A 13,463-nucleotide genomic window follows, 5' to 3' on the forward strand; every position below is an offset into this window, starting at 1 on the left:
AGCTCTATGGCTGCGCAATAAGTGCAGCCACGCCGGGGAAGTACTATCTAAATCTCAACCAAGGGTTTAGACTATTGCCCGTGACTGAATCTCGCCATTGCTCCCGCCCAGGCTGCGGCCGACCCGCCGTGGCGACGTTGACCTATGCATATGCGGATCAAACCGCAGTGGTTGGACCGCTGGCAGAAGAGGATAACCCGCATAGCTGGGATCTGTGCAGCACCCACCGCGACCGCATCTCTGCGCCGGTGGGGTGGGAGTTGGTGCGCGTAGACCGCATCGAGCTAGATGAGGACGATGACCTTATGGCCCTGGCCCAGGCGGTCAAGGAAGACGGCAGGGTGACCACGGGGCTTGTCGATGACCGCAGTGCCGGCTCCGGGGCAGACCCCATCGATTACGCCGCCACCTTCGATGGTGCTGACCCCGCCAATTCCAATCACCCGGTATTTCGCACTCGTCGCGTGGCCTATGCCAAAAAGGCCCGCCGCGCTCACCTGTCCGTCGTTCCCGATGCGCACAGCGAAGATGATCCTGCCGAGAAGCAGGACACGGACACCGAGTCCGACTAAACCACGGGCGCTGGGCACAGCGCCCGTGAAAGTTTGCGCTAGCTAGCTGCAGACACGGACGGAACACTGCGCTAGTTGCCCGCAGGCGGGGAGTATTATTGCGAGGTATGCGAACTCGTGAGCATCTTGATGCAGTGATTAAGGCCTATGACGTCCGTGGCGTGGTGGGCGAAGATATCGATGAAGACTTCGTGCGCGATACCGGCGCCGCCTTCGCCGCAATCCTGCGCGAAGAAGGCGAAAACACCGTGGCTGTAGGTCACGATATGCGCCCGTCTTCACCCGCACTGGCGCAAGCCTTTGCTGAGGGCGTGGTGAGCCAAGGCCTCCACGTGACGCTTTTGGGGCTTACCTCCACCGATGAGCTCTACTATGCCGCGGGTTCTATGGAGTGCGCGGGTGCTATGTTTACCGCCTCCCACAACCCGGCGAAGTATAACGGCATCAAGCTCTGCCGCGCCGGAGCCGTCCCCGTGGGGCAACAAACTGGGTTAGAAGAGATTAAGCAGATGCTTATCGATGGCACCCCAAACTACGACGGCCCCAATGGTGCCATCGCCGAGCAGGAAATCCTGACCGGCTACGCGGATTTCCTGCGTCACCTCGTGCCGCTGGAAGAATCCAAGCCGCTGGTCGTCGCCGTCGATGCCGCCAATGGCATGGGCGGGCACACGGTCCCGGCCGTTTTCGATGGCCTGCCCTTTGATGTCCGCGATCTCTACTTTGAGCTCGACGGTACCTTCCCCAACCATGAGGCGAACCCACTGGATCCCAAGAACCTAGAGGATCTGCAGAAATTCACCGTAGAGCAAAAGGCCGATATCGGCCTTGCCTTTGACGGCGACGCGGACCGTTGCTTCGTGGTGGATGAAAAGGGCCAGCCGGTATCGCCGTCTGCCATCTGCGCGCTGGTGGCAAGCCGCTACTTGGATAAATTTACTGGCGCGACCATCATCCACAACTTGATTACGTCCAAGACGGTGCCGGAGCTCATCGTGGAAAAGGGCGGTACCGCCGTGCGCACGCGCGTGGGCCACTCCTTCATCAAGGCCCAAATGGCCGAGCACAAGGCGGCCTTTGGCGGCGAGCACTCCGCGCACTACTACTTCCAGGAATTCTGGAATGCCGATTCCGGCATGCTAGCCGCGATGCATGTCCTGGCCGCGTTGGGGCAGACGGATAAGCCACTCAGCGAGCTCATGGCGGAATACTCCCGCTACGAGGCCTCTGGGGAAATCAACTCCACCGTGGCGGATCAACAGGCCGCCACCCAGGCGGTACTCGATGAGCTGGCGGATAAGATTGAATCCGTCGATGAGCTCGACGGTGTCACGGTCGAGCTCAAGGGTACGGATGCCTGGTTCAATGTGCGCGCTTCCAATACCGAGCCGCTGTTGCGACTCAATGTTGAGGCGAAGACCTCCGAAGAGGTTCAGCAGATCGTAGACGAGGTCCTCGCCATCATCAGGCGCTAATTACTGAATTACTGCGCGCGGGAGTGGGCGACCATGTCTTCCCACTCCACGTACTTCTTTCGCTCGCGGCCTTCGCGCTCGCCCAAAGCGCGCTCAGCGGCATCGAGGCGCTGCCAATCCTGCCACGTGAGGTAGTCGATGCCCTTATCTGCGAAGGCCTCGGTGATATCGTCGGCGGTGGGGGACGGTAGGGTGCCCGCGGCGGCATCATCAAGCAGCATGCCAATGGTTTCACTGGCATCGGACTTGGTATTGCCAATCAGGCCCACGGGCCCGCGTTTTACCCAGCCGGTGGTGTAGAGGCCGGGCACGATGGCGCCCTCTTCGTCGATGACGTGGCCGCCGTCATTGTTGATGACGTTTTTCTCGCTATTAAATGGCACGCCATCCACGGCGTCCGAGCGATAGCCCGTGGCAAAGTAGACCGCTTGCACTGGCCACGTGGTGAATTTACCCGTCCCGCGCACGCTGCCATCGCCGGTCAGCTCTGTGCGCTCCGTTTTAATCCCACTGACCTGGCCGTTCTCACCGAGAATTTCCACCGGCTGCTCGAAGAGGTGGATCTGCAGCGTATGCGGGGCCTGTTTGGGATCGCGAATGGCATATTGCTCAAGAACCTGGCACACCAAATCCGTAGACTTGCTGGAAGCGCGCGCCTCTAGCGAGGCCTCGTCGTAATCAATATCTTCGGGGGAGACGACCACATTGATGTTCTCCGAATGGTCGAGCTCTTTGAGCTCTTGCGGGGTGAACTTGGCTTGGGCGGGCCCGCGGCGCCCGAAGACGCGCACGGTCTCTGCCTTATTTTGTGCCAGCGAATCGTAGACATTATCGGCGATTTCGGTCACCTTAAGCTCATCGCCCGTCTTAGCCAAGATGCGCGAGACGTCCAGGCCCACATTGCCTACGCCGATGACGGCGACCTCGCTGGCGGAGAGATCCCACTCGCGCTCAAAGCGTGGATTGCCATCATAGAAGCCCACGAACTCACCGGCGCCGTGCACTCCCTGTAGCTGCGCGCCGGGGATTTCGCGGTGGCGATCGCCTACTGCTCCGGTGGCGAAGATGACGGCATCGTAGTGCTGCTGCAGCTCGTCCACGGTGATATCGCGGCCGATGTGAACGTTGGTAAGCAGGCGAATCTGCTCAGTATCTAAGACGCGGTGCAGGGATTTAATGATTCCTTTAATGCGTGGATGGTCGGGGGCCACGCCGTAGCGGATGAGGCCGAAGGGGGCGGGCATCTGTTCAATGAGATCGATGCGCACGTTTCCGCCGGTCTTTTTTACCAGGATGTCGGAGGCATAAATGCCGGCGGGACCGGCACCGATGACTGCTACGTTTAAGGGTTTATCTGACACGGTAATTCTGCCTTTCTTGTATGCGTATTCTCCCGCGGCGATGTGAAGGGAAACGGGGTTCCTTAACGGATATACACTAATAGACCGATAGGTCTATTAGTGGCGGTTGAGTGCGGGATTTCTCTTAAGAGAGTGAACCGTATGGTCTGTTTGTGCACAAGTGGGATATTTAGATTCTTTATTAGATCTCTTTAAGGTGCTGGTCACGGCATTAATAAAAGTGAAAATAAAACAGACCGCTTTGTCTGTACTCTATAGACGGGTAGGTTTTCCTTCAACGCTTTGAAAGGGAGGTCTACACCACATTATGGCTACCGCAACGACGACCAAACGCAAGCCACGGGCCAATAAGCCCGAGGGCCAATGGAAAATTGACGGTAAGAAACCGTTGAATAACGATGAGGCCATCAAGCAGGACGATGGTGGTCTCTCAGCCAGGCAGCGCGTGATAGACATCTACTCCAAACAGGGATTTTCCTCCATCCCACCGGAGGATTTAGCACCGCGCTTTAAGTGGTTAGGGCTGTATACGCAGCGCAATCAGAACCTGGGCGGGGAGATGACCGCCAAGCTATCCAACGCAGAATTGCAAGATGAATACTTCATGATGCGCGTGCGCTTCGATGGCGGCCGCGCTGATCCAGCAAAGTTGCGCGCGGTAGGGGAAATCTCGCGCGATTATGCTCGCTCCACCGCGGACTTTACTGACCGGCAGAATATCCAGCTGCACTGGATTCAGATCGAAGATGTGCCCACCATCTGGGACAAACTCGAATCTGTGGGCCTGGGTACCTTGATGGGGTGCGGCGATGTGCCGCGCGTTATCTTGGGCTCGCCGGTCGCAGGAGTTGCCGAAGATGAGATTATCGATGCCACCCCAGCTATCGAGGAAATCAAGAATAATTACTTACCGCGCGAGGAGTTCCATAACCTTCCCCGCAAGTTCAAAACCGCTATTTCCGGCAATGCGCGCCAGGACGTTACGCACGAAATTCAAGACGTTGCCTTCGTCGGCGTCAACCACCCCGAATACGGGCCCGGCTTTGACTGCTTCGTGGGTGGGGGACTGTCCACCAACCCGATGCTCTCGCAGTCTCTAGGCGCGTGGGTGCCACTCGAGCGCGTGCCGGAAGTATGGGCCGGCGTGGTCAGCATCTTCCGCGACTATGGCTTCCGCCGCAACCGCAACCGCGCGCGCCTGAAGTTCTTGGTGGCTAAATGGGGCATCGAAAAGTTCCGCCAAGTGCTCGAGGAGGAGTATCTGGAGAAGCCGCTGGCCGATGGCATCCCGCTCGAGGTCAATCCCGGCAGCCGCGATCACCTGGGCGTGCACAGGCAAAAGGACGGCAAATTCTACGTCGGCGTGAAACCTACCGTGGGCCATGCAACGGGCGAACAGCTCATTGCCATTGCCGATGTCGCAGAAAAGTTCGGCATCTCGCGCATCCGTACCACCCCGATGAAGGAATTGCTCTTTCTTGATGTGGAGGAAGACGATATTCCGGCGCTCTCGCGCGCGCTAGATGAAACGGGCCTGTATTCCCAGCCCACGGAGTTCCGCCGCGGCGTCATTTCCTGCACTGGTCTGGAATTTTGCAAGTTGGCGCACGTGACGACAAAGGCCCGCGCCATCGAATTGGTGGACATCCTCGAAGACACCCTGGGGGATTTGGATGTGCCCATTTCCATCGCATTGAACGGTTGCCCCAATGCGTGCGCGCGCTCCCAGGTATCCGATATCGGGCTCAAGGGTCAGATCGTCACCGATGCCGATGGCAACCGCGTAGAGGGCTTCCAAGTCCACCTGGGCGGTGCCCTAGGCCTTTCACCTGACTGGGGCCGCAAGCTCCGCGGGCACAAGGTTGTTGCCGATGAGGTACCGGACTACGTCATACGGCTGGTCAATAAATATAAGGAACAACGCGAAGAAGGCGAGCAGTTCCGCCACTGGGTACTGCGCGCCGAGGAGGAAGATCTGCAGTGAATTTTCGCCGTAAGCCTAATCCCAATCGCAATCACCCCACCTTTTGCCCTTACTGCGCCGGCACCGATCTCTTCCCGGATGAAGAAGACGACTTTGCCTGGAATTGCCAGGAATGCCTGCGCGTATTTTCGGTCCGCTTCCATGGACAAGACGATGCCCCCGTAGCACCGGCCCCAGCAGTCTCTTCCACCGAGGCCCTGCAGCGCTCCCTAGCTCGCCGCGGACACTCCACGGCTCCAGTGGATTAAGGATGGACCATGACCGCACTCGTTACTTTGTCCCACGGCTCGCGCCACCCGGGCGCCGCCGCCGGCATTGAACGGCTCACCCAGGCCGCTGCCGCCTCGATACCAGGCCGACCTGCTTATCGTGCGGCGCACCTGGAGTTCAATACTCCCGATCTCACCGGAGCTGCAGTCGATCTCGCTCGTTGCGGGGAGGATACAGCCGTAGTCATTCCATTGCTCTTTACGCAGGGTTACCACCAGCGCGTTGACGTTCCCCGCGTTATTGCGGCGGCCGAACAGGCTTCAGGCCTGCGCTTGGTGCAAGGCGAGTGCTTAGGCGGAGGGCGCGCCGCACGAGATGCGGACAGGCGGGAAGCCGCAGAAGCGGAATTGGCGGCGGTACTCGCCGCGCGCGCCAGGCCCGCCGATACCCACCACGTCATCTACTCCGTTGGTTCCTCCGATGCTGCGGCCAATGACTCCATCCGCCGGCTCGCCGCTCGGGTATCCCAGCTCACCGGTGTACCCGCCACGGCCGCGTTCGCCACCCGGGGTGGCAGCAACGACATTCATGCATTGGCAAGAAGCACTGCGCGAATGCGGGTTATCCCGCTCTTTGTAACCGCAGGACTGCTCCTTAAACCACTGTCATCTACTCCCAGCAATGTCACCGTCGATCCCGTTCTTGGTACCGATCTCGCTGGCATCGTTGCTGCCCACTATCACATCGCCCAGGAGGTCGGTGTCCCATGCTAACTCTTATTTTAATCGCCGTGGCCGGTGCGGCCGCCCAGCTTGTCGATGGCGGCATCGGCATGGGCTTCGGCGTCACCTCAACCACCATCCTTCTCCTGGCGGGCCTTGGGCCCGCCCAAGCCTCCGCCGTCGTCCACACCGCTGAGCTGGGGACCACCGCAATGTCGGGCCTGAGCCACGCCCGCTTTGGCAATGTGGATTGGAAAACCGTCTTCCGGCTGGGCGTTCCCGGTGCCATCGCGGCATTTATCGGCGCCACCGTGCTCTCCAATATCTCCACCGATGCGGCAGCCCCCATTACCGCGCTCATCTTGGTTGCCATCGGCAGCAACCTCATCTGGCGCTTTTCCCGCCCGCGCCGGGCGAAGTTCGTGCAGACGCGCAGCCATTCCACCCCATTTTTGATCGGGCTCGGTTCCGTCGGCGGCTTCGTTGACTCCACCGGTGGCGGTGGTTGGGGTCCGGTATCCACCTCGACGCTCATGGCGATTGGCCGCGAGCAGCCCCGCCGCATCGTCGGCACGGTAAATACCGCCGAATTCCTGGTCACCCTGGGTGCAACCCTCGGCTTCGTCGTTGGATTGTGGCAGGATATCGTCGCCAACCTCTCCGCCGTGTTGGCCCTGCTCATCGGTGGTTCCATTGCCGCTCCGATTGCGGCATGGGTGATTTCCCGGATTGAGCCGGTCGTCCTCGGTGGCCTCGTGGGTACGGCCATCGTGGCTCTCAATATCGGCAAGGTCTTAAGCGGGCTAGAAACCTACTTCGGGCTGACGGTGCCGGGCTTTGTCTCCCCGCTGCTCATGGTCATGATCCTCGTCGTGGGCATTTCCGCCACCATCCACGGCGCACGGGCGACCCGGGCAGCCCGCGCACGGGAGCTGGAAGCCGAAAACGCCGAGACCAAGGCACATGCGGAATTTCATGCCGCAGGCTTTGCACACAACGCGGCCGGTGCCTCCAAGGGCGAAAGCGTCGTGGAGGACTCCGCACCGCAGGCGGATAAAGCCTAATCGCTGGCCGGGTCGAGGCCGGCAACCTCGCCGATGACATATACGGCAGGGGAGGAGACGTTATTATCCTCCATCGTCTGCGCAAGGTGCGCTAGTTCACAGCGAAATTCCCGCTGCGTGTCCAGGGTGCCCTCCTGGATAATCGCGCACGGTGTCGAGCCAGCAAGCCCGCCGTCTTGCAATGCCCTGGCAATCGCCGGGGCATTTTTCACGCCCATGATGATGGACAAGGTCGCGCCGGACTGGGCCAGGGCGTGCCAATCCACTAGGGACTTCTCGTGTCTTGGAGGCAGGTGGCCCGATACGACGGTAAAGCCGTGAACCATTCCGCGCTGGGTGACGGGGATGCCAATGCCCGCGGGTACGGAAATGGCGGAGGTCACCCCTGGAATGACGGTGGTGGGGATAGATGCCTTGGCTAGGGCCTGTACCTCTTCAAAGCCGCGGCCGAACACGAAAGGATCGCCTCCTTTGAGCCGCGCTACCTTCCGTCCGGCTTGGGCGTGTTCGATGAGCAGCTCGTTGATCTTGTCTTGCGTAATCGACTTCTTGTAGGGCAGCTTGGAGACATCGATAAGCTCCTTTGCGGAAATATCGCAGAGCTTATCCAACTGCGGGGCAGGGCCTAGGTGATCGGTCAAGATGACCTCGGCCTCCTGTAGGGCGCGCATGCCGCGAACCGTAATCAGGTCCCACGCGCCGGGGCCGCCACCGATAAGGGATACGGGATGAATTTGTGCTGACATCATGCCGCACCATCATAGTGGGAGCCAGACTATGCTGGAGCGATATGGATAACGGTTTCACTGATGGTTCCGCCTATGACACCGAAACGGTGCGATTTTTTGATGTCGCCCACGAGGGCGCGCAGATTCGTCTGCTCGCCGGGCAAATGGAGCGCTGGGGTGAAATCTTAAACGGGCTCAACCCGCGCTCCCTGGTCATCCTGCCCACCGATGCCATCGCCCGCGAGGCAGCGCACCTTGGCGTCGGCTTGGCCGAACCGCTGCGCATTCCGCTGGTGGTGACGGAATCGCTGCCGCAATACGTGGGCGCGCTCGATATCGTCGTGGCGGTGGGCGAGCCCGCAGAATGCGATTGGGCCTCCCGCGCGCTCATTGCGGCGAGCCAGCGGGGCGCCACCACCATTCTGGTGGGCCCGGCAAGCGGCCCCCTGGTAGAGGATTGCCCAGAAGATACCCTGATTGCCCCGTCGCTTCCCACCGCAGAGGGCTGCTCGCCGGCGCGGTTTATCACGGCCTTGTACGCGCTGTGCAGCATCGTGCATACCTCCCCGTACGCGGTGCGCGAGGAGCTAGAGGATCTAGCAGCCGCGGTAGATCGCGAGATCGAGCAGCTTTCGCCAGAGCGCGATGATGCCATCAATCCGGGTCGGCAGCTGCGCGAATACGCCGAGGGTGCGCGGATTATCCACTCCTGCGTCATCGATGCCTATGCGTATGCCGAGCGCCGCGAGCGCGTCCACATCGATACCTTGGTCGCCCGCATGGCAGCAACCATCTGGGCCGTGCACGGGTTGCCCGGCACCTATGTCGAGCCCGCTGACCTGCGCGGTGCACTCGATCGGGGTGCCGAATCGAGTACGGCGCCCGCGCCTGCCGATGACCTTTTCTACGATCCCTTCATCGACGGTGCTGGCGCGGATGCACCTTTGATACCCTTGAAAGTGATTTTCTGGGGGCAGGAAGAGGCGAACCTGCCCAACTCGCTTGCAGTCCGCAGCACCGACCCGGAACCGGGCCTTGGGCACCTTGCCCGCTCGCTGCAGCTTATTACGCGGAGTTTTGCCGCGACCGCCTACGAGATTTCTAAAGGATAGAAATAAATGCAATTACTGGAAGGCGCTACCCGCAACTACTCGTGGGGCTCGCGCACCCTCATCCCTGAGCTGCGGGGCGAAGAAGCCGCAGAAAAGCCGGTGGCCGAACTCTGGTTTGGTGCCCACCCGGGCGATCCCTCCACGGTGGATGGCCAGCTTCTCAACGAGGTTATTGCGGAGGATCCAGAAGGCCAGCTGGGTGCTCGAGTTTATAAAGAATACGGCGAGAACCTGCCGTTCCTGCTGAAGATTCTCGCCGCCGAAGATCCACTGTCTTTGCAGGCCCACCCGTCCAAGGAGCAGGCCGAGGAGGGTTTCGCCCGCGAAAACGAGGCAGGCATTGCCCTGCAGGCCGCAAACCGCAATTACAAGGACGATAACCACAAGCCGGAACTTATCGTGGCTCTTTCGGATTTCTACGCCATGGCGGGTTTCCGTCCCTTGGCACAAACCCGCGAGCTCTTTGCCGCCTTGCAGTGCCCAGAGCTTGAGCGCTACCTGGCCATGCTTGACGATGACCCCGCGGAATCCTCCGAGTCCGCCAACCTCCGGGTGCTTTTTACCACGTGGATTACCATCCCTTCGGCCAAGCGCAAGGAGCTCATTAAGGCCATCGTTGCCGCCGGCGAGCGCCTGATTGCTGCCGATCCGACGGATTGGAAGGCGCGGGTCATGGCTACGGTGGTGGACCTTAATGACCGTTATCCTGGCGATATTGGCGTGCTTGGTGCGCTCTTGCTTAACCACATCGAGCTTGCCCCGGGCGAGGCCGTCTACCTCGACGCCGGACAACTCCACGCGTATGTCTCCGGTCTTGGCGTAGAAATCATGGCCAATTCCGATAATGTCTTGCGCGGCGGATTGACCCCGAAATTCGTGGATGTGCCGGAGTTGGTGAAGGTCTTGACCTATGCGGCCGCCAATGAGCCGCGGGTGCAGCAAAAAGATAAGCGGAACCAAGACAACGTCCACGGCGCCGAGGCTTGGTCCTATCCGGTGCCCATCGATGAGTTCTTGCTCGACCGTGCCGAGCTCGGGCCGGATTCTTCCGTCGACCTCGATTATGACGGCCCCACCATCGCCTTGTGCACCGCTGGTTCCCTCAGCCTGCGCAATGCCGCGGGCGAGGAATTGATCCTTTCCCCTGGCCAAGCCGCATGGCTGCCGGCCGCCGATGGCGTGGTTACCGCCCAAGCTCACGCAGTAAATGAGGCAACTCCTGAGGTCCGCGCGGCGCAACTATTCGTCGCCCGAGTTTAAAGGACCTTATAACTGTGACCCCCTTGCTGGAAACTCCCAGCAAGGGGGCCTTTTAGGTCTTGGCCGCGTTTGGCTGAGGCTAACTCCCTGATACCAGTTGTGCTAGCCGCGTAGAGGACTTAACGCGCGGCGGAAGATCCTGCGGCAGAGCTTCCCGTTGCCGGGAGATCCGTGGGCTCCTGGTTGCCGGACTGTTGCGTAGGGGCAGGCTTCCCGGTTGCTGCCGGCTCGGCGTGTGATTTGTTTTTCGCCTGCGGTGCGCTAGAAGGCGCTCCCGCTCCGGCACCGTGCCCCTCTGTGGTGGCGTCAGGAGCCGCTGGGGTGCGCTGCGCGCTCCCCTTTGTATATGACTTTTGTGGAGTCTGCGTCGATGGCGGCTCCGGGGTTTCTGATCCGGCGGGTTCTACCGGTTTTCCGGACTCTCCACCCTGATCGCCTTGACCTGGCTTTTCTTCGCCTGGGGCAGGGGAGGGAGCAGATGAGCTTGGTGCTGGGGAGGACGGCGCTTGGTTATCCGGCTTGCTGGGGGTATCTGGGACTGCCTGCCTAGTGCCGGCACCGTTACCACTCTGCGGAGCCTGGCCGCCCTGTGTGGACGGGGCGTTATTAGCGGAAGCGTCTGGAGAGTACACATTTCCGGGGCGGTACACCTTGGTAGGGCGGGTGGCCGCGTGGGGATGCGTGACGGCATTGGGCGCCAAGTATGGGTCCGTCGTTTTCGGGTGCTGATGGTCTGATTCATCAGCGCCAGAATTGGACTTTGCTGGGGCGGAGTTTTCCGTCGAAGGCTTTTTATGTGTCGACGATGTCGTCGATTCTTCAGCGGAGGTATTTTTTGGTGCCACAGTAGAGGTCGGGGACTCATTCGCGGCATTGGAGTAATGGGCGCTCGGAGTGCTCATGCGCCACACGCCCACTCCCACGACGACGGCGGCGATAAGGCCGAGCACGATGAACACGTACACGCGACGTGAATCTGGCTTCATCGTGCCCTCCTTTCTTAGTTGCATAGGGTGGGTAACAAGTTGATAACGACAGTATCATGCATTGGAATTTCCGCGACAGCCTGCAAAATCCGTGATATGTAAACAATGCACAAATGGGAAAGTGGATTTTCTATGCAATCCTTTTCATGCCCGATTTTTCTGCGACGGAAAAGCGTGTATAAATGGCGCTAAACCCGTCGAAGGAGTGAGAAATGAGCAGCTGGGACGAAGAGATTTTTAGCACCGATCTCAACGTGGATTTTTTAGATGAATTGGCAAACCTCGATGAAGAAGGGGTAATCCGCGCAGTACAGGACGCCTGCGAGGTAGCTCGCAGCAAGAACGATTTAACCGAGGAAGAGCAACTCAATGCCCACGCTGCGGCTACGATCGCCGCCATTTGGGCAGGCGCGCCGTTCAGCGCCAGCGAAACCGTCGAGGACTACCCCTATATTAGGGGCTTGGTGGGGACTGTTGACGATACCTTGACCGAAAACGCCCTTGAGATCTTGGACACCGTCGAAGAAGACTACGACGTGGAACCGTTTATCGAGGCGCTTTCTTAAAACCATGTCCCTCGGTGCCAAAGGCGCCGCCACAGAGCAGAAAGGATTCTGCGTATCTCACCATGCTCATAAGCATTGAAGGCATTGACGGCGCCGGAAAAAATACGCTTGCGACCGCAGTGCGAGACGCCCTCGAAGTCCCGGTAAGGACCATAGCCTTTCCGCGCTATGAGACCTCCATCCACGCGCAGCTCGCGCGCGAGGCGCTCTACGGAAAGATGGGCGATCTTACGGATTCGGCCTACGGTATGGCCACGCTCTTCGCCCTCGACCGCTTTGGGATAAAAGAGGAATTGCTGGCGGCGAAGGAAACCCGCGAGGTAGTGATCTTGGATCGCTATGTGGCCTCCAACGCCGCCTATTCCGCGGCTCGGTTGCGCGACGATAGCCTCTTCCAGTGGGTCTATGACCTAGAATTTGGCACCTTGGGCCTGCCACACGCAGACCTGCAGGTGTATGTGGATACGGCGGTGGAGGTGGCATCGGCAAGAGCACAGTCCCGGGCCGCCACCGATTCCACCCGCGAGCGCGACCACTATGAACGCGATGGGGGATTGCAAGAGCGCACCGCCGCCGCCTACCGGCGCTTGGTCGAATCCGGTTGGGGTGGGCGCTGGATCGCCACCGCCGATGCGGATACTATTACGGCAGCAATAAATGACCTTGTAGGAGATTAAAACGTGGCGCCAACGATTTTGGTTGTGGATGATGATCCAGCGATCTCGGAAATGCTGACCATTGTACTTGAATCTGAGGGACTCAATCCCGTCCCCGTCATGGATGGCAACGACGCCGTTCCTGCCTTCCGCGAGCACGAACCGGATCTCATCCTTTTGGATCTTATGCTGCCGGGCATGAATGGTGTGGATATCTGCCGCACCATCCGGCGCGAATCCGCGGTGCCCATTGTCATGCTTACCGCCAAGACCGATACCGTGGACGTGGTCTTGGGCCTTGAATCCGGCGCGGATGATTACATCACCAAGCCCTTTAAGCCGAAGGAGCTCATCGCCCGCATTCGGGCGCGCCTGCGCCGCACTGACTCCGCGGAACCGGAGACCCTTGAGGTCGCCGACCTGATCATCGACGTGCCGGAACACACGGTGCGCCGCACCGATGGCACCGAATTAAACCTGACCCCGCTGGAGTTCGATCTCCTGCTGGAAATGGCGCGCCACCCAGGCCAGGTGCATACCCGCGAGTCACTCCTGGAGTCCGTCTGGGGCTACCGCAATGCCTCCGATACTCGTTTGGTTAACGTGCACGTCCAGCGCCTGCGCGCCAAGATCGAGCACGATCCGGAAGATCCGCAGATCGTGCTGACGGTGCGCGGCGTGGGGTATAAGACCGGCAAGGCCGGTGCCGGGGAGTAAGGAAAAATCAGAATTCTGGACCGCGTGCGGCGCATTCGTGACGCCATAGT

Annotated in this window: 14 protein-coding genes; 11 read left to right on the forward strand and 3 right to left on the reverse strand. The window is 60.0% G+C overall.

Annotation, left to right across the window (positions count from 1 at the left end):
- Window positions 1–74: 74 nt before the first annotated feature.
- Entirely contained in the window at window positions 75–572 is a 498-nt protein-coding gene (locus ABRP86_RS08390) for a DUF3499 domain-containing protein (protein ID WP_084529704.1), read from the forward strand.
- Between the two features lie 107 nt (window positions 573–679).
- A complete protein-coding gene (locus ABRP86_RS08395; RefSeq protein ID WP_023025587.1) occupies window positions 680–2,047 on the forward strand; it encodes a phosphomannomutase/phosphoglucomutase in 1,368 nt (455 codons plus the stop codon).
- An 8-nt stretch (window positions 2,048–2,055) separates the two neighbouring features.
- On the opposite strand, the gene ABRP86_RS08400 is transcribed toward ABRP86_RS08395, so the two are convergent.
- The gene (locus ABRP86_RS08400) at window positions 2,056–3,408 is read right to left on the reverse strand and encodes an FAD-dependent oxidoreductase (protein ID WP_349852007.1); all 1,353 of its coding nucleotides are present in this window, start codon (window positions 3,406–3,408) and stop codon (window positions 2,056–2,058) included.
- Between the two features lie 307 nt (window positions 3,409–3,715).
- Here ABRP86_RS08400 and ABRP86_RS08405 point away from each other — a divergent pair, with 307 nt between their 5' ends.
- From ABRP86_RS08405 to ABRP86_RS08420, 4 genes are read left to right on the forward strand one after another with little or no spacing between them, the layout of a single operon-like run.
- Complete coding sequence (locus tag ABRP86_RS08405; RefSeq protein WP_349852005.1) at window positions 3,716–5,392, forward strand: nitrite/sulfite reductase; 1,677 nt, start codon at window positions 3,716–3,718, stop codon at window positions 5,390–5,392.
- The gene (locus ABRP86_RS08410; RefSeq protein WP_005277497.1) at window positions 5,389–5,640 is read left to right on the forward strand and encodes a hypothetical protein; all 252 of its coding nucleotides are present in this window, start codon (window positions 5,389–5,391) and stop codon (window positions 5,638–5,640) included. Before ABRP86_RS08405 ends, ABRP86_RS08410 begins: the two co-directional genes overlap by 4 nt.
- Before the next feature lie 9 nt (window positions 5,641–5,649).
- Entirely contained in the window at window positions 5,650–6,375 is a 726-nt protein-coding gene (locus tag ABRP86_RS08415) for a sirohydrochlorin chelatase (RefSeq protein ID WP_349852003.1), read from the forward strand.
- Window positions 6,369–7,388: a sulfite exporter TauE/SafE family protein gene (locus tag ABRP86_RS08420; protein WP_349852002.1), complete on the forward strand. Its 1,020-nt coding sequence runs from the start codon at window positions 6,369–6,371 to the stop codon at window positions 7,386–7,388. The genes ABRP86_RS08415 and ABRP86_RS08420 overlap by 7 nt, the downstream gene beginning before the upstream one ends.
- On the opposite strand, the gene cobA is transcribed toward ABRP86_RS08420, so the two are convergent.
- Window positions 7,385–8,137, reverse strand: a complete 753-nt coding sequence (gene cobA / locus ABRP86_RS08425) for a uroporphyrinogen-III C-methyltransferase (RefSeq protein ID WP_349852000.1) — start codon at window positions 8,135–8,137, stop codon at window positions 7,385–7,387. The two genes, ABRP86_RS08420 and cobA, sit on opposite strands and share 4 nt — an antisense overlap.
- 41 nt (window positions 8,138–8,178) lie before the next feature.
- Between cobA and ABRP86_RS08430 the strand changes: the two genes are divergently transcribed.
- Window positions 8,179–9,228 carry an exopolyphosphatase gene (locus tag ABRP86_RS08430; protein ID WP_349863704.1) on the forward strand — a complete coding sequence of 350 codons (1,050 nt, stop codon included), beginning with the start codon at window positions 8,179–8,181 and terminating at the stop codon, window positions 9,226–9,228.
- 6 nt (window positions 9,229–9,234) lie between these two features.
- Window positions 9,235–10,488, forward strand: a complete 1,254-nt coding sequence (gene manA, locus ABRP86_RS08435) for a mannose-6-phosphate isomerase, class I (protein ID WP_349851996.1) — start codon at window positions 9,235–9,237, stop codon at window positions 10,486–10,488.
- Window positions 10,489–10,607: 119 nt separating this feature from the next.
- On the opposite strand, the gene ABRP86_RS08440 is transcribed toward manA, so the two are convergent.
- Window positions 10,608–11,474, reverse strand: coding sequence for a hypothetical protein (locus ABRP86_RS08440; protein ID WP_349851994.1), 867 nt, complete (start codon window positions 11,472–11,474; stop codon window positions 10,608–10,610).
- A 212-nt stretch (window positions 11,475–11,686) separates the two neighbouring features.
- Here ABRP86_RS08440 and ABRP86_RS08445 point away from each other — a divergent pair, with 212 nt between their 5' ends.
- The 3 genes from ABRP86_RS08445 to mtrA all read left to right on the forward strand — a co-directional run bounded on the left by ABRP86_RS08445 (window position 11,687) and on the right by mtrA (window position 13,413).
- Window positions 11,687–12,040, forward strand: a complete 354-nt coding sequence (locus ABRP86_RS08445) for a DUF4259 domain-containing protein (protein ID WP_349851992.1) — start codon at window positions 11,687–11,689, stop codon at window positions 12,038–12,040.
- 62 nt (window positions 12,041–12,102) lie between these two features.
- On the forward strand, window positions 12,103–12,717 hold the full coding sequence (locus tag ABRP86_RS08450; RefSeq protein WP_349851990.1) for a dTMP kinase: 615 nt from the start codon (window positions 12,103–12,105) through the stop codon (window positions 12,715–12,717).
- A gap of 3 nt (window positions 12,718–12,720) precedes the next feature.
- Window positions 12,721–13,413 carry an MtrAB system response regulator MtrA gene (gene mtrA / locus ABRP86_RS08455; RefSeq protein ID WP_005281774.1) on the forward strand — a complete coding sequence of 231 codons (693 nt, stop codon included), beginning with the start codon at window positions 12,721–12,723 and terminating at the stop codon, window positions 13,411–13,413.
- The last annotated feature ends 50 nt before the right edge of the window (window positions 13,414–13,463 follow it).

The organism is Corynebacterium sp. KPL3927, from assembly GCF_040225835.1.
Lineage (GTDB): Bacteria > Actinomycetota > Actinomycetes > Mycobacteriales > Mycobacteriaceae > Corynebacterium.